Origin of the sequence: Sphingosinicella sp. CPCC 101087 (assembly GCF_004151485.1) — a bacterium.
Classification (GTDB): domain Bacteria; phylum Pseudomonadota; class Alphaproteobacteria; order Sphingomonadales; family Sphingomonadaceae; genus Allosphingosinicella.
In genome coordinates, this window is record NZ_SBFF01000005.1 from 18,773 (window position 1) to 40,665 (window position 21,893).

General features: G+C 68.2%; 20 protein-coding genes. 7 read left to right on the top strand and 13 right to left on the bottom strand.

The window, feature by feature from the left end:
- Window positions 1-10: 10 nt before the first annotated feature.
- Genes EKM57_RS08845 through EKM57_RS08855 form a run of 3 tightly spaced genes read right to left on the bottom strand, consistent with a single transcriptional unit; the run spans window position 11 to window position 2,273 of the window.
- Window positions 11-925 carry a TolB family protein gene (locus EKM57_RS08845; protein ID WP_129792150.1) on the bottom strand — a complete coding sequence of 305 codons (915 nt, stop codon included), beginning with the start codon at window positions 923-925 and terminating at the stop codon, window positions 11-13.
- Entirely contained in the window at window positions 922-1,854 is a 933-nt protein-coding gene (locus EKM57_RS08850) for an alpha/beta fold hydrolase (protein WP_129792151.1), read from the bottom strand. Before EKM57_RS08850 ends, EKM57_RS08845 begins: the two co-directional genes overlap by 4 nt.
- Window positions 1,851-2,273, bottom strand: coding sequence for a helix-turn-helix domain-containing protein (locus EKM57_RS08855; RefSeq protein WP_129792152.1), 423 nt, complete (start codon window positions 2,271-2,273; stop codon window positions 1,851-1,853). Before EKM57_RS08855 ends, EKM57_RS08850 begins: the two co-directional genes overlap by 4 nt.
- Before the next feature lie 162 nt (window positions 2,274-2,435).
- On the opposite strand from EKM57_RS08855, the gene EKM57_RS08860 reads away from it, so the two are divergent.
- On the top strand, window positions 2,436-2,735 hold the full coding sequence (locus EKM57_RS08860; RefSeq protein ID WP_129792153.1) for a hypothetical protein: 300 nt from the start codon (window positions 2,436-2,438) through the stop codon (window positions 2,733-2,735).
- A 99-nt stretch (window positions 2,736-2,834) separates the two neighbouring features.
- Here the strand turns inward: EKM57_RS08860 and EKM57_RS08865 are convergent, their stop codons facing one another.
- From EKM57_RS08865 to EKM57_RS08900, 8 genes are all read right to left on the bottom strand, one after another.
- A complete protein-coding gene (locus EKM57_RS08865) occupies window positions 2,835-3,698 on the bottom strand; it encodes an SDR family oxidoreductase (protein WP_129792154.1) in 864 nt (287 codons plus the stop codon).
- Window positions 3,699-4,130: 432 nt separating this feature from the next.
- On the bottom strand, window positions 4,131-5,150 hold the full coding sequence (locus tag EKM57_RS08870) for a hypothetical protein (RefSeq protein WP_129792155.1): 1,020 nt from the start codon (window positions 5,148-5,150) through the stop codon (window positions 4,131-4,133).
- A 16-nt stretch (window positions 5,151-5,166) separates the two neighbouring features.
- The gene (locus tag EKM57_RS08875) at window positions 5,167-6,477 is read right to left on the bottom strand and encodes an outer membrane beta-barrel protein (protein ID WP_129792156.1); all 1,311 of its coding nucleotides are present in this window, start codon (window positions 6,475-6,477) and stop codon (window positions 5,167-5,169) included.
- A 71-nt stretch (window positions 6,478-6,548) separates the two neighbouring features.
- Window positions 6,549-7,787, bottom strand: coding sequence for a glycosyltransferase (locus EKM57_RS08880; protein WP_129792157.1), 1,239 nt, complete (start codon window positions 7,785-7,787; stop codon window positions 6,549-6,551).
- 305 nt (window positions 7,788-8,092) lie between these two features.
- Complete coding sequence (locus EKM57_RS08885; protein WP_129792158.1) at window positions 8,093-8,332, bottom strand: hypothetical protein; 240 nt, start codon at window positions 8,330-8,332, stop codon at window positions 8,093-8,095.
- A 43-nt stretch (window positions 8,333-8,375) separates the two neighbouring features.
- Window positions 8,376-9,767: a hypothetical protein gene (locus EKM57_RS08890; protein WP_129792159.1), complete on the bottom strand. Its 1,392-nt coding sequence runs from the start codon at window positions 9,765-9,767 to the stop codon at window positions 8,376-8,378.
- A 29-nt stretch (window positions 9,768-9,796) separates the two neighbouring features.
- Window positions 9,797-11,170, bottom strand: coding sequence for a GumC family protein (locus EKM57_RS08895; protein ID WP_243450978.1), 1,374 nt, complete (start codon window positions 11,168-11,170; stop codon window positions 9,797-9,799).
- A 31-nt stretch (window positions 11,171-11,201) separates the two neighbouring features.
- Window positions 11,202-12,173, bottom strand: coding sequence for a glycosyltransferase family A protein (locus tag EKM57_RS08900; RefSeq protein ID WP_129792161.1), 972 nt, complete (start codon window positions 12,171-12,173; stop codon window positions 11,202-11,204).
- A gap of 198 nt (window positions 12,174-12,371) precedes the next feature.
- Here EKM57_RS08900 and EKM57_RS08905 point away from each other — a divergent pair, with 198 nt between their 5' ends.
- From EKM57_RS08905 to EKM57_RS08920, 4 genes are read left to right on the top strand one after another with little or no spacing between them, the layout of a single operon-like run.
- A complete protein-coding gene (locus EKM57_RS08905; protein WP_129792162.1) occupies window positions 12,372-13,127 on the top strand; it encodes a glycosyltransferase family 25 protein in 756 nt (251 codons plus the stop codon).
- Window positions 13,128-13,130: 3 nt separating this feature from the next.
- Window positions 13,131-14,630 (top strand): lipopolysaccharide biosynthesis protein, encoded by a 1,500-nt coding sequence (locus tag EKM57_RS08910; RefSeq protein WP_129792163.1) that lies wholly within the window; start codon window positions 13,131-13,133, stop codon window positions 14,628-14,630.
- Window positions 14,623-15,645, top strand: a complete 1,023-nt coding sequence (locus EKM57_RS08915) for a polysaccharide pyruvyl transferase family protein (protein ID WP_129792164.1) — start codon at window positions 14,623-14,625, stop codon at window positions 15,643-15,645. The genes EKM57_RS08910 and EKM57_RS08915 overlap by 8 nt, the downstream gene beginning before the upstream one ends.
- Entirely contained in the window at window positions 15,642-16,724 is a 1,083-nt protein-coding gene (locus tag EKM57_RS08920; RefSeq protein ID WP_129792165.1) for a glycosyltransferase family 4 protein, read from the top strand. The genes EKM57_RS08915 and EKM57_RS08920 overlap by 4 nt, the downstream gene beginning before the upstream one ends.
- A 42-nt stretch (window positions 16,725-16,766) precedes the next feature.
- On the opposite strand, the gene EKM57_RS22475 is transcribed toward EKM57_RS08920, so the two are convergent.
- The gene (locus tag EKM57_RS22475) at window positions 16,767-18,173 is read right to left on the bottom strand and encodes a sugar transferase (RefSeq protein ID WP_129792166.1); all 1,407 of its coding nucleotides are present in this window, start codon (window positions 18,171-18,173) and stop codon (window positions 16,767-16,769) included.
- A gap of 367 nt (window positions 18,174-18,540) precedes the next feature.
- Between EKM57_RS22475 and EKM57_RS08930 the strand changes: the two genes are divergently transcribed.
- The gene (locus tag EKM57_RS08930; protein ID WP_129792167.1) at window positions 18,541-19,215 is read left to right on the top strand and encodes a serine acetyltransferase; all 675 of its coding nucleotides are present in this window, start codon (window positions 18,541-18,543) and stop codon (window positions 19,213-19,215) included.
- On the opposite strand, the gene EKM57_RS08935 is transcribed toward EKM57_RS08930, so the two are convergent.
- Entirely contained in the window at window positions 19,206-19,772 is a 567-nt protein-coding gene (locus EKM57_RS08935) for a polysaccharide biosynthesis/export family protein (protein ID WP_129792168.1), read from the bottom strand. The two genes, EKM57_RS08930 and EKM57_RS08935, sit on opposite strands and share 10 nt — an antisense overlap.
- 279 nt (window positions 19,773-20,051) lie before the next feature.
- Between EKM57_RS08935 and EKM57_RS08940 the strand changes: the two genes are divergently transcribed.
- Entirely contained in the window at window positions 20,052-21,812 is a 1,761-nt protein-coding gene (locus tag EKM57_RS08940) for a diguanylate cyclase (RefSeq protein WP_165357302.1), read from the top strand.
- Window positions 21,813-21,893 lie beyond the last annotated feature (81 nt).

Here is a 21,893-nt window from a genome sequence, read left to right on the forward strand (position 1 = left end):
GCCTCGAAGCTCAATCGTCCGAGCCGTTCATCGCTCCACCGCCGCCCGCCTCCTCCCCCAGCAGCGCTCTCGGCACTCGCCTGATATCCATGCGCCCCAGCCCGCCTTCGCAATTCGCCGCATAATAGAAATGGTCCGGATCCGTGGGATCGAAGGCCGGGCCGATCACGAAGCTCGAGCAGCCGACGTCGACCGGCACGCGCGGCGCCCAGCTCCCGTCGCTGTTTCGGCCGCTGCGGAACAGGCTGACGATGGCTTCGCTCTCGCTCATCCTTCCCGAGCTGAAGATCAGGCTGCGCCCGTCGATCGTGAGCGTCGCATCGAAATCGAGTGACGCGGTGTTGATGGACTGCCCCAGGTTGCGCGGCCGGGCCTCGCGCGCGCCCGACAGATCGGCTTCGAACAGGTCCATTCCGCCCTCGCCGCCCCAGCCGTCGGAGGCGAAGATCAGGCTGCCCCAGCGCGTCGGCAGCGGAGCCCATTCGTCGCCGGCGCTGTTGATCCGATTGCCCAGATTGGCCGGCGCGCCGAAGGTCCGCCGCTCGGGATCGAAGGCGACCGCGTAGAGATCGGTCCCGCCCTCGCCCCCGGGCCGGTCGGAATGGAAATAGAGCGTTCGGCCATCCGGTGAGAAAGCCGGATCGAACTCCACGGCATCGCTGTTGAACGGCGCGGGGAAGGGCGGCGACCAGCCTTGCGGGCCGCGGCGGGAGAGCCAGATGTCCTGCTGGTCCGGATCGGCATCCCGGCCGATCGTCCCCCAGGCGGCCCAGCGCCCGTCCGCACTGAAATTGATCCGCACTTCCGCCGCGGCGGTCGATACCTCGCCGGGCCGGTAGGGGACGTCCTGCGGATCGGCCGGCCGGCCGCTCGCCTGCATCGAAGCGGACGCGAGCAGGACCAGCGGGAACAGGTGGAGGTTCAAGATCGGTCTCCTTCCTGGAGATGATCATGCCGCCTGCCTTCCCGTGCGGCAACGAAATCACCCTCGGCTGGTCGAACGGTCCGCTCCAGGAATTCCATGACGCGTGCCGCCTGGTTCGGCAGGAAATGATATCCCTCTTCGATGAAGCATATCTCGGCGTGCGGAGCGCCTTGCTTCAGCCTGGCCTGGGTGTCCCGAGAGTCGAGCAGGACATCCCGGCCGCCGACGATCGCAAGGATCGGTACATCGATCTGGCGCAGCTGTTCGTCGGTCAGTTGCGGGATCTTCACCACTCGTGGCTGGATCGCTTGGCCTACAGCATCCATGAGCTCGGCCACCGATCGCCACCCGGCAGGGAGCGCCCTCCGGGCGGGGCCGAAAACCTTCTCCCGGATCTTGCGCTTCCCCCACGGCCCGAGAAGCAGGAGCGGTGCTGCCCGAAGCAGGAAGTTCCTCTGCCGTCCGATGCCGGCCGGGCAGATCAGCGCAAGCGCTCGCACCGCGGAAGGTCTCCTGCTCGCATAGTCGAGTGCAAGCCAGCCACCCAGCGAGGTGCCGACGAACCCCGCCCTTCCGATTCCCAGGCCCGCGAAGACGTCGTCGAGCCACAAGGCGTGTGCATCCCCGGCCAGGTCCGGTCGCACCCGCGCGCTCAGTCCGGCTTCCCCGATCATGTCGATCGCGAAGAGCCGGAACCGGGAAGACCAGAGCGAGACGTCCGGAATCCATGCCGCGGAGTTGGCCTGCGAGCCATGGAGCAGCACGACCGGAGGAGCCTCCTCCGGCCCGCAGGCCACGACGAAGGTCGGGCCGTGGCGCGTCGGGACGAGCAGCTCAGACCTCGGCACCGGCCACTGTTCCAGGACCTGCCGATATTGCGCCTCGACCTGTTCGGCCGCCCTGTCGCTTCGAAACACCGAGTCGCTCATGGGCGCGACCCCAGTTGCAGTTGCACCATCTCCAGCAACCTGGCCGCATCGGACGGACTGCCGATCACGACGATTTTGAGACAATGGGCGAGCGAATCGAACGCCGTGCTGATGTGCAAAGGCGGTGTCCCGCCGTCGCCCGCCATCGCCGCCGCATTCAGGAAAGTCGCCATCCGCTCGGCGCTCTCGGCTGTTATGCGAGGGACGTCGACGATGCATGTTGCGCGCACGCCGCTCGCTGCCTCGGCTTGGCCGCTCGCCACACCGGCAAAGGCGTCGAGCTTGGCCCGGTCGATGCGATAGGCCTTTCCGATCCGCGTCGCCGGAAGGCGTCCGCTGCGGATGTGGCGCAGCACGGTCTTGGGGTGCAGCTTCAGCCGCTCGGCCGCCTGCTCGACAGTGACAAGCATGTCCGACATGGTCTCTATGGCTCCCTATTCATCCCGAACACGAATATGTTAGGCTCTCTTATGGAGCAATAGGGAACATCATGTGCTCCTCACGACGCAGGAAGGCACATACGGATGGAAGATGGTGGAACAGGAATGAAAGCTCGCCTGCGCGCCGATTTGCGCTCGGCGATGAAGCTCGGAAGAAAAGGGGAAGCGGCGTTGCTGCGCGAATTGATCGGCGCGATCGACAATGAAGAGGCCGCGCCGCGACGCGCGGAGCAGGCATCCCTGGTCCGCCACAATTTCCGCAGCGGATCGGCCGAGGTCGAACGGCGCGTCCTGGGCAAGGATCAGGTGCGCGGCCTTCTGCTGAGCGAGGCCGAAAAGCGCGAGCAGGCGGCGGCCGAATTCACCCGCCTGGGCAAAGCGGAGGCTGCCGACGCGCTGCGCACGGAAGCCCAGCTGGCGCGGCGCTACCTCGAGGAATAGGGACGAAGACCCGCTGACGGGCTCCGTAATGGCGCGAGTGGACCCTGGCGCCGCCCCGTGATCGGTTCCGACAGGAAGCGGGGCGGGTGCCTGCGCCGCTTACAGGATCGGCTTCCCCCCGGTCACCGCCACCGTCGCCCCGGAAACATAGCTCGCTTCATCGCTCGCCAGCATCACATAGACCGGCGCCAGCTCCTTGGGCTGGCCCGGCCGCTCCATCGGCACGCTCTTGCCGAATTCCTTCACATGGTCCTCGGGCATGGTGGACGGGATGAGCGGGGTCCAGATCGGCCCCGGCGCCACGCAATTGGCGCGGATTCCGCGGTCGGCGAGCATCTGCGCCAGCCCGGCGGTGAAGTTCTGGATCGCCCCTTTGGTGGCCGCATAAGCGAGCAGGAACGGCCGCGGCGAGTCCAGGTTGATCGACGTCGTGTTGATGATCGATCCGCCCGCCTTCATGTGCGGCACCGCCGCCTTGGTCAGGTAGAACATGGCGTGGATGTTGATCCGGAACGTCATGTCCCATTCCTCGTCGGGAATCTCCTCGATCTGCTCATAGGTCTTCTGGTGCGCGGCATTGTTGACCAGCACGTCGATCCGCCCGAACGCCTCCACCGCTTTGTCGACGATCGCCCGGCAATGCGCCGCATCGGAAATGTCGCCGGGCACCAGCACCGCCTGGCGTCCCGCTTCCTCGATCAGTCTTTTGGTCTCCTGCGCATCCTCTTCCTCCTCGGCCAGGTAGGAGATCAGGACGTCCGCCCCCTCCCGCGCGAAGGCGATCGCCACCGCCCGGCCGATCCCGCTGTCGCCGCCGGTGATGATCGCCTTCTTGTCCTTCAGGCGCCCGGATCCGCGATAGCTGTCCTCGCCATGGTCCGGACGCGTCTTCATCCGCTCCGTGAAGCCCGGGATCGGCTGGTTCGGCTCGTCGAACGGCGGCGTGGGAAGATGGTCGGTCATGGCGGTTCCTCGCTTGTCCTGTGCGCCTGCAAACTGCGGCAGGATGGCGAGGTTCCAGCCCGGTTGTCGCTGTTTCCATGTTCTGCATTTGTTCTTGATTTTTCCGGCAGCCGATGCTAAGGGGGAGGCTTCCTCCCGGGGTGAAGGGGGGCGACTCTTTGACATCGCGTCCGCTGGTCTCCGGCCTCACCCCGGCCGGGCTCCGGGCGCGCCGATACCCAGAATCGCCGGCCTGCGCGCCTGCGATCGCGCCGTGCCTCGCGCGGCGGGATCGGGCGCGCATGTGAGCAGGGCCCGCCCCACCACCGGCGCGCCGGCCGGCCCGCGCGGACTCGCGCGCGGGGGCACGCACCCGCGCGGGGCAGGTGTCAATTTCGTCAATTTCACCGGCGTCGGGGCGGATCGCGCCGCCGCTGGGCGCCCGCCTCCGCCTCAGCTCGCCGTCCGGATCCGCTGCTGCGACCGCTCCGGCTCGAAGACGATGTTCGGCTCCGGCCCGCTCTCCACCCGGATCAGCGGCGCGGACGGCGCGTCGATGTCGGCGTCCACGATGGTGATGTTCGCCTGGCCGTTCGTCGCGAACATGAAGACGGGGGCCTCATTGCCTTCGGACGCGCGCACGGTCGGCCGCACGATCCGATAGGAACCGACATCGCCGTGGAAGGAGAAATGGGATTTGCCGCCGCTGCCGCCGCGCCACACCGGCTCGTGGCTCTCGCATCCCTGCAGCTCGCCGCTGGCCCACAGCCGGAAATTGCGCTTGTTGCCGCGCGCGACGCAATCGTGGAGCATCACGCCGGACGATTTGAGGTCGAAGCCTCCGTCCGTGCAGTTGCTCGCCGCGCATTCGATATACCGTATCGCGCTGTTGCCGCGCTCGTCGGTGAAGCCGTCGCCGTTCCAATAGCTGCTGGAGGGACGGCTGGATTCCTGGAACGCCTGCGCGATCGCCCGGCGATAGGTGATTTCGCTCGCCTCGCCCTCCAGCTGGAATCCGACGCAATAATCGTTGCCGCCGCTCTCCCGGCACACCGCCGTCACGTCCTCGATCAGGCCGCGCCCCGATCGGTAGCGGATTCGCGAGAAGCCATGCTCGATCCCTTCGGCCCGCACCCGGCGCACCGCGAAGTCGGTCAGCGAGGCGTCGGCGCCGCCGGTCGAGACCGTCACCTCCAGGAACCGGTACAGATTGTCGCCCTGGCAATCCTCGATCGTGAGGCCGGTCACCGGCCGCGACACGCGCACGGCGCCGTTGCCGAGATCCCGGAAAATGCTGTTGGCGATCCGCATTCCGTCGGTCGCGCGCAGGCCCTCTCCGCCGGCGCCGCCGCTGCCGGTCCCGCGATTGCCGCTGAAGGTTCGCTGCTCGATCAGCGTGCCGGTCGCCTGCGCCTCGACGCCGCATCCGCACAGGCCCGCCAGCCCCCCGGCAAGCACCAGGCGGCGGCTCATCCCTTCCTGTCCCATGTCAAATCCCCTGTATGGTTAGGCCGATCGTGAGCTGGTGGCGGACGAAGTCGCGTCCCGGCGACGTGCCTACGCTGTCCTGGTCGCGCCCCTCATATTCGGCATCCAGCCGCAGGCGGGGGGAAAGGCGATATTGCGCGCTCACCGTCGCGCGCTTGATCGAATAGCGGCGGTCCAGGCCCTCGAAACGGTCCCTTTCATAGCTCGTGGTGGCGGTCACGATCAGGTTGCGCAGCAGCTCGTAATCGGCCTGCACCCCGACCCGGTCGGCGACATAGGCGCCGGTGCCGATCGTCGAGGATTCCTCGACGCCGCGCGATCCGGTCAGGGTCAGGGTGACGAGCGGCGTGACCAGATAGTCGAACCGGCCGCGCACGGCGAGGCCGGACACGCTCTCGAACAGGGGATCCTTGAAGTCCTGCCGGAAATAGCCGGCGCTGACCCGGCTGCGGATCAGCGGCGTGAGCATGAAGCTTGCCCCAGCCTCCACCCGATAGCCGCTCGAATCGCGGATCGGCTCCGGGCCCTCCTGGTTGCGATAGTCGCGCCGGTTGAAGCTCGCCTGCGCGAAGACCGATCGCCGCGGCCCGAAATCATATTCCGCCGCAATCTCGCCGATCGCGAGCAGCCGGTTGCGGAAATTCTGCTCGATCGGATTGCCGAGCGCGTCGAGCCCGTCCTTGTAGCTTCGATCGTCCACGCTGGCCCGCGCCGCGACGAGCAGCCGGTTGAAGGTCCGGCCCGCGCCGAGCGATCCCGTCACGAAATCATATTGGCTCGGCCGGACTGTGTTGAGCGGAACCGACGGGTCGGCCAGGCTCTCCGTCTCGCGGCCGATCCGTAGCGCGCCCAGGACATGGCTGTCCCGGCGGAGCGCATGGCGCACCGCCGCGCCGAGCCAGTAATCGGTCGTGCTCTGCTCGTCATTCTCCAGATATTGCCGGCGGTCGATCAGGGCGTCCGCGGCCAGGCTGGTATTGCCGGCGCTCTGCGTCGCCTCGGCGGCGGCGGTCAGGTGAAGGGCGGCGTCGTCTTCGGCATCGCTCACGACGAAGATGTTGCTGTCGTACAGCGCCTGCGCCGAGACCCTCGGCATCACCTCGACGCTGCCCAGCCGCATCGGGACCGGATTGTAGAGCGGCTGCGGCCGTTCGCGCACGGTCACGAACCCGTCCGTCGCCGACGGCCGGTCGATCCTGAAGTCGGCGAGTATGTCCAGGCTCTGCGCCTGCGCCGCGGACGAAAGCCCTGCCCATGACAGCAGCGTCGCCCAGCCGATCGGGCTCAAGGCGGTGGCCGCTTTTGTGAGCACGTGGCGCCGCAACGGGGTGAATCCAGGCCGCTTCCCGGCCGCCGGGACAGGTCGTCCCGCCGGGAAACGGTCTAGCGCAGCGCGCCGGCGCACGTCGGACGGTCGCTTTCGATCGTCGCGGCGGAGGCGGACGGCGCCTTCTGGGCAGGACGCGCCCGGACGTCCCCTGCGCCTGCGCTCGCCCCTTCCAGGACGGATTCGATCGCCGTCCAGTAATGCGCCACCGAAACCTCGACCGAAAAGGCGTCCGCCCTCTTCCGCGCCGCGTCGGCATAATGAGCGCGGACCGCCGGATCCTGGTAGCGGCGCAGGCCTTCGGCCAGCGCGATCCGGTCCTCGCAAGGGACGATCAGCCCATGTTCGGCGCAGTCCAGCCCGGCCGTCGCGCCGGTGGGGCGCTGCGCCAATATCTCGGCGGGGCCGGAGGGGCAGTCGGTCGCGATCACGGGCACGCCGATCGCCATAGCCTCGACCAGCCCGTTGGGGAATCCCTCGGCGTTGGACGAGAGCACGTAGCAATCGGCCGCGGCGATCAAGGGGAAGGGATTGTCGGCGAAGCCCGGAAGGAGGATCCGGCCGGTCATCCCCAGCTCGCCGATCCGGCGCTCGAGCGCCTCGCGATCCGGCCCTTCGCCGAGGATGACCAGCCGGCCTTCCACCCCCGCTCCGGTGAAGGCGTCGATCAGCAAGGGGAAATTCTTGTTCTCGGTGAGCCGGCCCATCGCGACCACGTAGGGCCGCTCCGGCACGGCGGTCCCCGGCTCGGCGGCGCGCGTGCGGAGCGCGTCTCCGTCCACCGGGTTGGCGATCACGGCCAGGCGGTCGCGCGGCACCGCGAAAAGCCGGGCAAGGTCGTCCGCAACGCCCTGGGAGACGGCGAGCACCCGGGCCGCGCGCGGATAGGTCGCCCGCACCAGCCGGCGGCTGATCACGCCGGACGGCCCGCGGGAGAGGTGGGCGTCGGTATTGACCCGCTCGCTGACGATGAAGGGAATGTCGGTCCCCGCCGTCGCCAGGCAGGCGGCGACGTTGGCGCGGGTGAGGAAGCTCAGCACCAGGTCGGGCCGCTCGCGGCGGACCAGCGCCCGCAGCCGCCTGACGCTCGTCCAGAGCGCTCCGCCCGAGTCCAGCCGGTGCACCGGTACCCAGTCCGGCGCCGGATAGGCGACCGTCTCCTCGTCGAGCAGCGCCAGCGACAGGTCGTAGCGGTCGCGCCAGGCCTCGGAATGGCGCAGCAGCGTCACCATCACCCGCTCGGCCCCACCGCCCGCAAGCGAATTGATCACGAAAAGGATGCGCTTCCTCTTCAAACGGCCGGCTCCCTGTCGCTGCGCAACCGCCCTGACGATCCGACCCGGGAATAGAAAGCGGGTTGCGGCAACCTGTGAGTCACCGCCGTCCGGTGGAGACGAAGCGAGCGTTCCGGACCCGTAATCGCCTCGCGCAGTGCCGGAGGGGCCTGGATCCGGCCGGTCCCCTCGCGGGCGCCGGGCAAGCCGTTCCGCCGAATTTCGCCCTGATCCGGAAGCGCCGTTCGCCCTGGGCTTGTGGAAGGGTTGTCCTTCCGCCTTGAGTAGCCCTGGAGGCTTCGAGGGCTCAGCCCGGATGAACGGTCCTAGAAGAGCAGCGCGATGCCCAGGGCCGCGGCGATCCAGAGCAAGCCGGCGGCGCCGACGATGATCCAGGCGCGGGCCGGCAGGCTCATGCCGCCGTCGCGGGTAGGGGAGGGGCCGTCATGCTTGTCGCGCGCCGTCGGCGGCAGGGGCTCGAGGCCGGGGCCATCCTCCTGCGACGCGCTGTTCTCGGAGCGGGCCAGGCCCGCATAAGCGATGCGCTCTGCCGGCTTGGCCGGCACCCACCGATCGAGGCTGGCTAGTAACGCCGCGGAGACTCCACGGTCATGACGGCGAATGTCCTGGCGCTTCGACAAGTCCCGTCCCCCCGATTGCCTCTCGCGGAAGCGGTTCCCGTCGCCGTCCCGATAGGGCGATTCGCGCTTCCTGCGCTCGGAACATCGAATAACCGCAGACAATCGAAAAAAGGATTAATCCTTCTATCTGCCATAGGGCCATCGTCGCTAAATTCAACAAGATAAAGGATATTTGGGCGAACAGGAGGTCGGCGCGGAACGGCCGCAGCGCGCGCCGGGCCAGCCGCAGCATGGCCGCCCACCACCAGATCAGCACGGCCAGGCCGATCAGGCCGAGCTCGAACAGATAGGCGATGAGCGTATTGTGGGGATAGACCCTGAACCATTCGGACCAATTGTCCGGTCCGAAGCCGATCAGATGCTGCATCTGCGAGGATTCGATCCAGGTGTGGATATAGCCCGACCAGATATAGACGCGGCCCGACAGCAGCCGCCTTTCCTCCAGTCCGAATTCCTCCTGCGGCTTGATGTAGGTGCCTGGACGGGAGAGGAAATCCGCCAGCTCGCCGAACCGGCCCTCGCTCAATATCGCGGCGACCACCACGGCCGCCAGCGTGGCGCCGAGCGCGGCCGCGCCCAGGAACAGACGCTGGCGGGGCAGGAACAGCCGGGTCGACCGGCTCACCGCTAGATGGGCGACGAACGGGAGCATGGCGATGATCGTGGTCCGGTAATTGGCCAGCGCGATCCCGGTCATCAGGACGGCGAGCAGCACGAACTTCAGCACCCGGTTCATTCCGGTCGCGAAGGCCGCCACGACGAAGAAGGTCGCCAGCGCGACCGAGAAAGCGGCCTCGTGATTGTAGCCGCCGATATAGGAACGCGACCCGTCGAGCTCGGAGGCCTTGACCACGCCGGTCGCGATCGAGAGCAGCTGGAAGACGAGCAAGGGGGCGAAGGCGATCAGAAGGCGTCGGAACAGCAGCCCGGGCGCATTGTCCTGCAGCGCTTCGAAGGTCGCGATGAACAGGGTGCAGAAATAGAGATATTTCACCACCGTATCGAGCGAGTCGAGCAGGCTCCCGTTGAGCTGGGCGCTGGCCATCGCGATCGCGATCAGGGCGTAGACCGGCAGCAGCGCCTTCAGCATCAGGTAGCGCTTGTTGATCACCAGCAGGCCGGCCGCGGTGACCAGCACCGATCCGATCGCGTTGAGGCTGAGGCCGCCCACCACCTGCTGGTAGGTGACCTCGTGGAAGACGCTGAGGATGTAGCGCAGCCAGACGGCGGCGATCAGGAAGCGGGCCGCGTCGCCCCGGAGGGTGCGCCCGGCCAGGTAGAGCGGGATCGCCAGCAGGCACGACAAGGCGACGAGGACGGGCAGCGAAAAGCCCGGCGCTCCGCCGATCGTACCGTCCATGGCCTAGGGTCCCCTGGTCGCCGGGGCGGTCAAGCGGCGACCACCGCGCCCCTGCGCGACTCGGCGATCAGCACGGCCAGGCCGGACAGCGCACCCGCCGCCAGGATCCCGAGCACCAGGTACATCAGCGGATTGGGCTCGGACGGAAGTACCGGGACCTGCGCTTCGGAGATCGCGGTGGCGCCGCTCGATTCGGTGCCCTGACGGGCCAGGGCCTGCCGGTAATTGTCGAGCAGGGCCTGATAGATGGCGCGCGACGATTCCGCGTGGCGCTCCAGCTCGTTCAGGCGGACCGAGGCGGCATTGTCCGCCGCCAGGCGGCCCTGCAGCTGTCCGATCGAGCCGGCGATCGAGGCGGTGCGCTGGCGCGCCACGCCGGCCTCGGTCGAGACGCTCGACGCGACCCGCCGGATCTCGGCCTGGATCTGGCGGTCGATGTCGGCCACCTGCCGCTCGGCCTTGACGCGGTCGGGATGACGCTCGCCGTAGCGGGCGGCGAGCTCGGCCGCCGCGGCGCTCAGCTGCGCCCGCTGCTGGCGCAGGCCGCTGACCACGGTGGAGTCGAGCGCTTCCTGGATCGCGTCGGGCGACCGTCCGCCCTGCACCGCGGCCCGGCGCGCGTCCGCCATGGCCTGCGCCGCGCGCGACGACGCCAGCTCGGCGTCGAGCACCGACAATTGCTGCTGGGTGATCGAGCTGTCCTGCGAGGCGGCGAAGAGCTGGTGCCGTGCCCGATAGTCGGCGACGGCGCTCTCCGCGGCGAGCACCTCCTGGCGAAGGTCCTCGAGCCGGCCACCGAGCAGCCGCGCCGCCCGCTCGGTATGGGCGGAGCGATTCTCCCGCTGCCGGTCGAGATAGGCGGCCATCACGTCGTTCGCGACCGCCGCCGCCACCGTCGGGTCCGGCGAGACGTAATTGATCGCGATCGCATAGGAGACGCCTTCGCGCTCCACGTCGAGCCCGGCGGCCAGGATGCGGATCGCACGGTCGCGGGCCGCCGACGCCATGGCCGGGCGACCGCTCTGGCTGGCGAGCTCCGGATTGAATTCGGGATGCTCGGTCAGCTTCAGCCGGTCGACGACCTGGCCGAGCAGGGAGGGCGATTCGAGCACCGCCACGGCGGTGTCGACGGTCGGGGAATCGGCCGGGATCACCGGCTGGTCCGGATTGGCGGGCCTGACCACCTCGTCCGGCACGCGGTCCACCATCACCTTGGCGGTCGCGACATAGGTCGGCTGCGTCGAATAATAGATGACGGCCGTCGCCAGCAGCACCGCGACCGAGACGAGCAGGATCAGGATCCAGTTTCGCCGGACGGCGAGCATGATCGTGTTCAGGTCGATCAGCTCGTCCCGCGGCACGGCACCGACGGTGCGCTCGCCGTTAGGCCGGGTCTCTTCCATCACTCTCCCTTTCCTCTTCGTTCGGTGCCCGTCAGGGCCCCGCAGCCAGCCTGACCGAAGGCGGTTGCTTGATCCGGTCGTAGAGCCGTCGCCTCAGGCCGGTCGGAATGGCACCGATGCCCAGGACCATCAGCCAGGTGCGCCAGCCTCCCGGCAGATAGATGCTGGACCTCATCTCGGGCGACAGCTCTCCTCCCTTGAAGGCGAAGCGGGCATAGAGGCCGATCTGCTGGTTCACCAGCGCGCGAAGCAGCCGGCGCTCCGACGGCGTCGCGTCCGTCATGAGCGCCCGGGCGCTGCGCACCACGATCGGCAGGCTCGTCGTCGTGGTCGCCTTGCTCACCTTGTTGTCGGAGTCGCGCCAGAATTCGGCGCTGGGGCGGGGGACGTAGACGAAGGGCGCGCGCGCGGCGGCGCGCAGCCACAGATCCTTGTCGCCGCCGCGCGAGGCGTGGCCGGCCGGGAAGAGGCCCGCATCGATCAGCACGTCGCGCCTGAAGGCGGAGGCGCTGGTCCAGATCGGGCATTCGCCCAGCTCCAGCCAGGTCCGAAGGAATTCCTCGAAATCGGCCGGACGGTCGGCGGCGGCGGCCAGTCGGCCGCAAATCTTCGACGGCGTGCGCCGGTCGGAATGGACATGGACGTAGCGGCTCGCGGCGCATCCCGCTTGCGGGTGGCGCGCGATCGCATCGGCGAGGTCGGCGAGATGGTCGCCTTCCCAGAAATCGTCGGCGTCCAGGAAGGCGATCCAGTCCCCGGTCGCCTGCTCGATGCCGAGATTGCGGGCCGCATAGCCGCCCGGCCCCGGAACGTCGCGGCGGAGCAGCTTGAGCGCCGGATGGTCGAGTTCCGCCAGCACTTCGGCGCTTCCGTCTGTGGAGGCATCATCGATGGCGATCACCTCGTGCGGTGCGAAGGACTGGCCCAACGCGCTGCTCACGGCGGCGGCGACGTGCCGCGCCTTGTTGTGGACCGGAATGACGACCGAAAATTGCGGCGACAAGGTCTCCGCTCCTCCATCAGACGATGCGTGGCTTTGCGATGGTAAACCGAACCCTCATGCGGTTTCCCGAAGCCGGGCCGGGGCCGTATAGGGCCCCAGCAGTTCATTGTGCAATGCGGCAAACCGGCGTCGGTCCCCCGTGGGAAACGCCTGAACGCGGACGGGACGCCGGCCGGGTCGACTTGAGGATTAGGAACCATGGCGCACGCCGAACCGAGGACCCGGATCCTCGTGGTCAGCCTCAGGAGCGCCGAGGCACGGCGGCGCGCCTTTGCCGAGGCGGCCGGCTCCGCCGCCGGGCTCGAATGGTCCTTCTTCGACGCGAGCGAGAGCCTGCATCCGGCGCTCAGCTATGACGAGGAGGATGCGGTCGTCGCCAAGGGGCGGCCGCTGACCAAGGGGGAGATCGGCTGCTATTCCAGCCATTACGAGGCGTGGCGCCAGCTGCTCGAGGGGGATCACGACCAATATCTCGTCCTCGAGGACGACGTCATCGCCGACTGGGACTATCTCGCCGCCTTCGTGCGAATGAACCATGAAGCCGCCGGGCGCGATTATATCCGGCTCTATTACAAGAAGCCGGCGCCGGTGCGCGTGCTCGAGCGGGACTTCGGGTCCCGCACGCGCTGGCTGACCCGGGTCATCGGCTACGCCTTCGGCACCCAGGCCTATCTGATCACGCGCGGCGCGGCGCGGGTGTTCACCGAACGCTTCCGCCGCGTCCGGCGTCCGATCGACGACGAGATGGACCGCTGGTGGGTCCACGGCGTGTCGAACCTCGCCGTCTTTCCCTTCCCGGTCATGGAGCGCGCGCAGGAAAGCGGCATCGGCCTCGGCCGGTTCGAGGCGTTCGACGTTCCCGCCCGTCTCAAGCTGCGGCGGACGATCGCGCACCAGCGCGAGCGCGCCGGCTATCATCTCTTCGCCCGCGCCCGTTCGCTGCTGGCCCCCTGACCGATGCAGGACGCGCCCGGAGAGAAGGTGCCGGCGGCCGCGTTCGACCGCGAGCTGCGCGGCAAGACCCGGCGCTCGGTCGGCTGGTCGGTGGCGCGAACGCTGAGCGACCAGTTCTTCTCCTTCATCGTCTTCGTCCTGCTCGCGCAGCTCCTCGCCCGCGAGGATATCGGCATCTTCGCCATGGCCTATGTCTTCGCGGAGGTCGGGCGGATCATCGCCACCGGCGGGCTCACCCAGATCATCGCCCGCGCCGAGCGCGTCGATGCGAAGCTCGTCGATACCGTCTTCTGGACCAACGTGGCGGTGGCGCTGCTCTACGCTTCGCTGCTCGCCGCTGCGGCGCCGTTCATCGCCGATCTTCTGCGCCAGCCCTCGGCGCAGCTGCCGCTCCAGATCCTGCCCATCGCGACCGTGATCAACGCCCTCGGTGCGACCCACATGGCGCTTCGCCTGCGCGAGTTCGGCCACCGCGCCATCGCCCTTCGCTCGCTCCTCGCCGGCCTGATCGGCGGCGCGGCGGCGGTGGCCGCGGCGCTGAACGGCTTCGGGGTCTGGAGCCTGGTCGTCCAGCGGATCGTCATGGAGCTGGTCGGCATGCTGCTGTCCTGGACCGCCTATCGCTGGGTACCGGGCAGGAGGTTCGATTTCGCGCAGATGCGCGCGAATCTCGAATTCGGCGGCAACATCACCGTTGCCCAGCTCATCTTCCTGTTCCTCGTTCGGCTGCAGGACCTGCTGATCGGCGCCAGCCTCGGCGCCGCTGCGGTCGGCGTCTATCGCGTCGCCTGGCGCACCGCCGAGATCATCGGCAACGGCGCGATCCAGCCCTTCGCGTCGGTCGGATTGCAGACCTATTCCCGGCTTCAGTCCAACCTCCCTGCGCTCAGGGAAGCCTATCGCTCGATGCTCCGCTCGGCCGCGATCCTCTCCTTTCCGGCCCTGGTCGGCTTCGGCGTGCTGGCGCCGCATGCGGTGCCGCTGATCTACGGTCCCAAATGGCACGAGGCCGGCAGCCTCGCCCAGGTCTTCGCCTTCATGGGCATTCCCTATACCCTCAATTACTTCGCCTCGCCGGTGCTCGGGGCGATGGGGGAATCGGCGCGCCAGCGCACGCTTGCCTTCGTCCAGCTCGTCTTCACCGCCGCCTTGACCCTCCTGGCCCTGCCTTACGGGCTGTTCTGGGTCGCCGTCGCCTACGTCTTTCGCGCCTATCTCACCATGCCGCTCCAGATCCGCTTCCTGCGCCAGGCCTCCTCGATCCGCTTCGCCGATACCTGGCAGGCGGTGCGCGCGCCCTTCGCCGCCTCCTGCGCCATGGGCCTGGCCCTGTGGGGTGCTCTGGCGGTCTGGGAGCGGCTGGAGCCGGTCGGCTGGGCCGCGCTGGGACTCTTCATCGCCTGCGGCGCCGCATTCTATTCGATCGTCCTGCTGGCGATCTCGCCGCCCATCCGCGCCCAGATCAGGAACTGGAAAAGGGAATTTGCCTCCAATCATGCTTGACGGATCCCCTCATGCGGAAACCAGCCGCGCCGCCATCGCCCGCCTCCGCTCGAGGCTGGACGAAGCCCTGGCGCCATGCCTCGACGGGTCGCCGATCGCCCTCGTCGACTATCCCGATCACTCCAATGTCGGCGATTCCGCGATCTGGCTGGGGGAGACCGCCTTCTTCGGGTCGCACGGCCTCATCCCCTCTTATGCCAGCACGATCGGATCGCACGACGACGATGCGCTGGCGGCCGCGGCCCCGGAAGGGACGATCTTCCTCCATGGCGGCGGCAATTTCGGCACTTTGTGGCCCTCCCACCAGGATTTCCGGCTGCACCTGCTGGAGCGGTTTAGGGGGCGGCCGATCGTCCAGCTCCCCCAGTCGATCTTCTTCGGCGACGAGACCTCGATCGCCGAATGCGCCCGCGCGATCGAGCGGCACGGTCGATTCACTCTGTTCGTGCGCGACCGCCCGTCACTCGAATTCGCCCAGCGTCATTTCCCCTGCGAGACGGTGCTGGCGCCGGACATGGCATTCGCGATCGGTCCGCTGGCCCGCCATCGGCCCTGGACCGACCGGCTCTATCTGCTGCGCACGGATGTCGAAAAGGTCCAGGGCAGCGCCGCGCGGCCCGATTCGGACGTTTCCGCGACCGTCGACTGGCTGGAGGACGATGTGCGCGCGCTTCGCCTGACGGCGATCGGATCGCGCTTGCGGACCCTGCTCCATCGCCCCGACGCTGGGCGCGTGCGCATCTACGACCGCCGCGCCCGCTCGCGCCTGCAGCGCGGCATCAGGACGCTTTCGCGCGGCCGAGTCGTCGTCACCGATCGGCTGCACGGCCATATCCTGTCGACGCTGCTCGACATCCCGCACGTCGCGCTCGACAACAGCTACCGCAAGATCGGCAATTTCGTCGATGCCTGGACCCAGTCGCTCGCCATCCTGCGTCTGGCGGACGGCCTGGACGAGGCGGACCGGCAGGCGGCGACCTTGCTCGGGGCTTCGCCGGCGGAGCCCCGCACGTGAGGATCGCGGTCACCGGGCTTCGCGGCCTTCCGGGGGTGATGGGCGGCGTCGAAACCCATTGCGAGGAGCTGCTCGTCCGGGTGAGGCGACTTGCGCCCGAAATCCCGATCACCGTCTTCGCTCGGCGGCCTTACGTGCCGAAGCGGCCCTATACGCACGAGGGCATCAGCGTCGTGCCGGTCGCCTCGCCCCGGTCGCGCTCCTTCGAGGCGATCGTCGCCACCTTCAACGGCGTGCTGGCCGCACGGCGCGCCGGTGCGGACGTCGTGCACATCCACGCAATCGGCCCGGCCTTGCTGGCGCCGCTGGCGCGCGCGCTCGGCATGCGCGTCGTCGTCACCCATCATGGCGAGGATTATCGGCGCGCCAAATGGGGCTTCGTCGCCCGGCAGATGCTGAAGCTGGGGGAAAGGCTCGCCTGCCGCTCGGCCGACCGTCTGATCGCGGTCTCGCCTTCGCTCGCCGAGCGCCTGCGTGCCGCTTACCCGGCCGCATCGGAGCGGATCCGCTTCATCCCGAACGGCGTGCCCGACCTTCCGCCGGTGCGTGGCGATGCGCTCGGCCGGCTGGGCCTGGCGCCGCGCGACTTCATCCTGGCGGTGGGGCGGCTGGTGCCGGAGAAGGGGCTGCACGACCTGGTCGACGCGCATGCACGGTCGGGCGACTCGCGCACCCTGGTGATCGTCGGCGGCGCCGACCATGAGAGCGCTTATGCGACCGCCTTGCGGGCGCGCGAGAGCGAGCGCGTCCGTTTCGCCGGCCTTCAGGACCGCGCCACCTTGCGCGAGCTGTTCGAGAACGCGTCGCTGTTCGTCATGCCTTCCTATCATGAAGGCCTGCCGATCGCGGCGCTGGAGGCAGCCTCCTGCGCGACGCCGATGCTGCTCAGCGACATCGACCCCAATCTCGACCTGGGGCTCGGTCCCCACCATTATTTCCCGGTGGGCGACGTCGACGCGCTCGCCCGCAGCCTTGCCCGCCCGCCGGAAGATTATGCGATCGACCGCAAGGCGTTCGGCGCCTTCGACTGGGATCGCATCTCGGAGAGCACCCTCGCTTTGTACCGCGAGCTGGCCTGAAGCCCGCCCTCGCCATCCGGAGATGACGAGGGCTGATCTTGCCTAGAAGGCGTTGCGGTGGATCACGACGCCGAAGGTGCGCAGCAGGATCTTGACGTCCAGCCACAGCGACCAGGTGCGCATATATTCCAGGTCCGCGGCGAGCCGTGCCTCGAGGTCGCTCCGATGGTGCGTGGCGCCGCGGAAGCCCCGCACCTGGGCGAGGCCGGTCAGCCCGGGCGCACAGGCGTGGCGCAACCAGTAGCGGCGGTCGATATCCCAGAAGAGCTTCTCGCTTGCCGTCGATCCGAGCGCGTGCGGCCGCGGACCGACCAGGCTCATGCTCCCGAACAGCACGTTGAACAGCTGTGGAAGCTCGTCCATGCTCGTTGCGCGCAGCCAGCGTCCCACACGGGTGATCCGGTCGTCGTCGCGCCGGGTCGACATGTTGCCGTTGCCGTCGCAGCTCTCGGTCCGCATCGACCGGAACTTGTACATCCGGAACAGGCGGTTGCCGCGCCCGATCCGCTCCTGGACGAACAGAACCGGTCCTGGGCTGTCGAGCTTGATGGCGATCGCGATGATCGCCAGCAGCGGCGCGACGAAGATCAGGCCGGGGATGACCAGCGCCAGGTCCATGAGGCGCTTCATCGCGATCTCCTGCAGCGACGGCGGTGGGAACATCGCGTAGCGGTCGCCGAAAATGTCCACCGGATCGGTGCTGAACTGGAGCGCGGGATTGGCCGCCCGCACCTCTCCGGTGACGCCGGCTCCCTTGATGATGAGCTTCCAGTCCTCCTCGCGCTCCGGCATGCAGGCGATCGTCACTCGATCGACGTTCTTGAGCAGCTTGCCGACGCGATCGAGCATCATCGGGTTCGACACGTCGGCCGAGATTCCGATCGCCGGGGCATCGATCACGAGTTGGTGGCGTCCGCCCCTCACCGGGACCCCGTCCGCGATCACGAGGTCGATCACAGGGTGGTTCTCGAGCGCCCAGGAGCTGACCACGGCCATGGTCGTGCGCCCGAGCATCAGGAACGGCACGGCGAGCCCGACTCCATAGGCCACGATCCAGCCGCTGAACTCGTCCAGCAGGTCGAGCTGATGCAGGGTCAGCAGCGCGATCGCCGTGGCCAGGCAGAGCGAGAGCACCGCACGCATCGCGCCCTTGGGCGATTCGGTGAGGGCGTCGGCGCTGTAGGCGCTTCGGCTGATCGCCATGGCGAAAAAGAGTGGGATGATGATGCCGGTGAGCCGGGAGCTCTGCCATCCGATCGGATGGCCGAACTGCAGCAGGCTCGCGAAGACCAGCGCGGCCGTGATCGCGGCAGCGTCCACGGCGGCGATCAGGATATAAAGCCCTATTCGCCGGCGCTGCTTGTTCGGAAGGCGTACATGGCCCTCGTGCCGCGGCGCGAGGGGAGTAGCTCCGGATTCGGCATGCACCGAGTCGACATACGCATTCATCGGTCGCTCCACTGCCTGGCAGACAGCCTTCAATTCTGCTCGTCGAAGGTCTTGGCTACGGGGATTATTGTGCGTTGCACAAGTTTCAGGCACCCTCGGTGTTGAAGCAACGGTGAAAAGGCTCAATCAGGATTCTTCTCGGCACCTGCAAGCGTCCCGCGTTGATCGGGTTCCTAAATACGGCCAAATTCCGCGATTCTCGGCAGGCTCTTTGGTTCCGCTCGATTGGTCGTACGAGGTGAACGGCTGGCCTTGCGCGACGTTGCCCAAGGTGCGCGAGCCGTGCGAGGGCGCCGGGACGCGCCGTTTTTTATTGCGCTGCAACATATCGACCCTGAAGGCCGGGACCCTGGAAACCGACAGCGTCATGGAGCATTCACGCGGGCTCGCCGCCCCTGGGCCGCTGGAGCGCCGATTCCGGCTGACCTGGGCACTCATCCAGTCGGACCTGTACCGTTACGCCGGCAACGTTCGGACCGCCTCGTTCCTGCGCCACTTCCTGTTCACGCCGGGCTTCAAATATACGACGGTGATGCGCCTGTGCGGCTATCTGCGCGGCGGCCGGCTGGGCAAATGGACGCTTTACCCGCCGCTCAAGCTGCTCCTGCTGCGCTATCGCTACAAATATGGGATAGCGATTCCCGAATATACCCGCATCGGCCCGGGGCTATTCATCAACCGGTTCGGCGGGGTGATGGTGAATGGCGACGCGGTGATCGGGGCCAATTGCAACATCACGCACGGGGCGATGCTCGGCCAGCTCAACCGCGGACCCAAAGCGGGCTCGCCGATTCTGGGCGACGACGTCTTCCTCGCCGCCGGCTGCAAGATCCTCGGCCGCATCCAGATCGGCGACCGGGCCGCGGTCGGCGCCAACGCCGTGGTCACCAAGGACGTCCCGGACGATGGGGTGGTCGGCGGCATCCCCGCCAAGCTGATCTCGAACCAGGGGTCGGAAGGCTATATCAATCGCCGGGTCTGGCCGGACGTCAGGAACGGGTTCCGGCCCTTCGACCGGAATTCCGGGGCCGGTCAGAAGTAGCGTTCGCCGATCCGGACGATGTCGCCCGGCTGGACGATGAGGTCGCTGGTCAAGGGCACCTCGCGCTCCGCCGGCTCCCCGGCACGCTTGATGAAAACGCTGCTTTGGCGCGCGCGGTAGGTGAAGCCCTCCGCCCGCGCTACCGCCGCCAGGACCGTCAGGCCGGGCTGGTAGGGAAACTCGCCCGGCTGGTTGACTTCGCCCAGGACATAGAAGGGGCGGTAGGCAAGCACCTCGACCGCCACGTTCGGATCGAGCAGATAGCCCATGTTCTTGAGCGATGCGGCGAGCTCCGTCGCAAGCGCGTCGGGGGACTTTCCGGCCGCCTGAATCGTGCCCGCCAGCGGGAAAGCGAGCTCGCCGCCGCTGCTCAGCACATATTCGCCGGTCAGCGCCGGCTCTCCATAGACGGTCACCCGCAGCCGCTCGCCGGGACCGAGCGCATGGGCAGAAGCCGGCGCCGGCGGATTCTCGCTGACCGGAAAGGGCCCCTGGGAGCAGGCGGCGAGGCTGGCGGTCAGGACGAGGCTGAGCGCGAAGGGCAACGACCTTGTCATCTGGCTCTCCGTTGGCGGCCGCAGGCGCGGACCCGATGGCGCGGCGCCTATCGGTCGGCCCGACGGCGTGCAACGCCGGATGCGCCGAGCCGTTGCGCAAGGCGGATCGTTACGGGCAGGCATCCATGCCGAACGTTCGCCGCCCGCGTCAGGTGTTCTCGAAATTCCGGTCGGCGGCACTTGCCGGTCGAGTTAACCCTCTCTTCGCATTGCGCCTGTTAGGGGCGCTCCGGCGCTCGAGCTCGCAACCTGCCCAGCGCCTTCACGGGAGACGGATCTTTGTGGCGCTTCCTCGTCCTCGCCGTTCTGGCATGGATGATCCCCTCCGGGGCCGCCGCGGCGGACTTGAAGGAGCGCTTCTGCCACGCCGTCGCGCCCTTGCTCCCCGACTCGTTCGCGGACCTGTCCGCCGGATCCTTGGCCCGGGCCGAACCGCCCGCGCTTCGGGCCTTCGCCTGCTCGGGTGGCCCCGGCGCCTACAGGGGCGGGCGCCTGTGGTTGCGCGCGCCGCTCGATGCCGGCAACCTGGCTCCGGGCGAGGCTGCCACGCTCCTCATCCACATGACCCGGTTCGACAGGCTCACCGTCCGGTTTCAATATGCGGACGGCCATAGCGAGCGCTTCCAGGTGGCGAGCGGCGATTACGGCCAGCACTGGCGGGTGGGCGGCCAACTCGCCTTCACCGCGCCGGCGCGAGAGGCGCGGGTGGAGGCAATCGTGCTCGGCCTCGACCGGCTGGCCACCTGGCCGCATCTGCGCGTGCGGCTGCTGCCCGGATCGTCGGCCGCAAGCGAAGCCAGCTTGGCCGCCGCCCTCGTCGGCGCGGCCATCGCCCTGCTGGGCCTGAGCACGCTCTACAACTTTCTGCTCTCCATCGCCTCGCGCCGCGGCTTCGTCGCCTGGCATGCCGCCTGGGTCGGCACCGTCTTCGTCTGGGGCCTGCTCTGGTCGCAGCTTGCTTTGCTCGTCATGCCCGGCATCGCGGGCACGCTGACGGCGCAGCTGTGCACCCTGCTTTCCACCTTCGCCATTACCTTCGCCACGGCCTGCGCGGTAGCGATGATCGATCCCGGCCGGGGCGCGCGATGGATTCGCTCCGCGGTCCTGATCTGCGGCCTTGCCATCGCCCTCGTCGGCGCGGTCGCGGCCTTCCCGCCGGCGAGCCTGCCGCTTCCGCTGCTCGGAACGATCCTCGGCATCCTGGTTCTCGCCGACCTCCTCGGCGTGGTCCTGCTGATCGGCTGGTCGTGGTGGCGCGGCGACAAGGGTGCTCGGGATTATGCGCTCGCCTGGGGGCTGCCGATGGCGACCCTCGCCTCGACCGAGATCATCGATTACGGCCCGGCTTTGCTCGGCGGGGGGTCGCAGTTGGCGGTCCTGCTCGCTTCGGCGCTCCAGACATTGTGGCTCTCCGTTGCCATGACCCTGCGGCTCGCCAAGATGCGCGCCGAGCGCGACGCCGCTCAGGCGGCTCGGCACGAGATGCAGCTCCTTGCCGAACGCGACCCTCTCACCGGGCTGCTCAACCGTCGAGGATTCGTGGCAAGGGCCGAACGGGCATTGCGAGGCGCACCTCACGGCTTCACCCTGCTCCTGATCGACGTCGACAATTTCAAGTCGGTCAATGACGGCTACGGCCACGATATCGGCGATTCGGTGCTGCGCGTCGTTGCCGATGCCATCGACCGCGAATCCGGCTCCGCCGTGGCCGGGCGGATGGGTGGCGAGGAATTCGCGATCGGCGCCGATGCGCTCAGGACCGATCCTATCAAGCTTGCCAGCGCCGTCCTAGAAAGTGTCGCCGGACTCGATCTCGTCCACCTGTTCGGCGAGCCGCGCCAGGTCACGGTCAGCATCGGCGTCGCTCATGCGGCGCCCGGCTCCGGATTCGAAGCCGTGTATCGGGAGGCGGACCGGGCGCTCTATGCCGCGAAGAATGGCGGCCGGAACCGAGTTGCCCTTTTCGGTGGCGGAGAAGGGGGGCGGCCGGCGATGTCCCGGGAAAAGCCGGCCAAACAGGCGGCCCTCCGATCCTTCTGACCGGCGGCCGCGTCGTCGTCCGAAAATCTCCGAAGGCTCCCCGCTACTTATGGCCAGGCGTATTGCTTCTGCGTCACACCG

Coding starts and splice junctions, on each gene's coding strand:
- EKM57_RS08850 (WP_129792151.1), bottom strand. CDS start 1,854: ATGAGCGACTCGGTGTTTCGAAGCGACAGGGCGGCCGAACAGGTCGAG.
- EKM57_RS08855 (WP_129792152.1), bottom strand. CDS start 2,273: ATGTCGGACATGCTTGTCACTGTCGAGCAGGCGGCCGAGCGGCTGAAG.
- EKM57_RS08860 (WP_129792153.1), top strand. CDS start 2,436: ATGAAGCTCGGAAGAAAAGGGGAAGCGGCGTTGCTGCGCGAATTGATC.
- EKM57_RS08865 (WP_129792154.1), bottom strand. CDS start 3,698: ATGACCGACCATCTTCCCACGCCGCCGTTCGACGAGCCGAACCAGCCG.
- EKM57_RS08870 (WP_129792155.1), bottom strand. CDS start 5,150: ATGAGCCGCCGCCTGGTGCTTGCCGGGGGGCTGGCGGGCCTGTGCGGA.
- EKM57_RS08890 (WP_129792159.1), bottom strand. CDS start 9,767: ATGGACGGTACGATCGGCGGAGCGCCGGGCTTTTCGCTGCCCGTCCTC.
- EKM57_RS08895 (WP_243450978.1), bottom strand. CDS start 11,170: ATGGAAGAGACCCGGCCTAACGGCGAGCGCACCGTCGGTGCCGTGCCG.
- EKM57_RS08905 (WP_129792162.1), top strand. CDS start 12,372: ATGGCGCACGCCGAACCGAGGACCCGGATCCTCGTGGTCAGCCTCAGG.
- EKM57_RS08910 (WP_129792163.1), top strand. CDS start 13,131: ATGCAGGACGCGCCCGGAGAGAAGGTGCCGGCGGCCGCGTTCGACCGC.
- EKM57_RS08915 (WP_129792164.1), top strand. CDS start 14,623: ATGCTTGACGGATCCCCTCATGCGGAAACCAGCCGCGCCGCCATCGCC.
- EKM57_RS22475 (WP_129792166.1), bottom strand. CDS start 18,173: ATGAATGCGTATGTCGACTCGGTGCATGCCGAATCCGGAGCTACTCCC.
- EKM57_RS08930 (WP_129792167.1), top strand. CDS start 18,541: ATGGAGCATTCACGCGGGCTCGCCGCCCCTGGGCCGCTGGAGCGCCGA.
- EKM57_RS08935 (WP_129792168.1), bottom strand. CDS start 19,772: ATGACAAGGTCGTTGCCCTTCGCGCTCAGCCTCGTCCTGACCGCCAGC.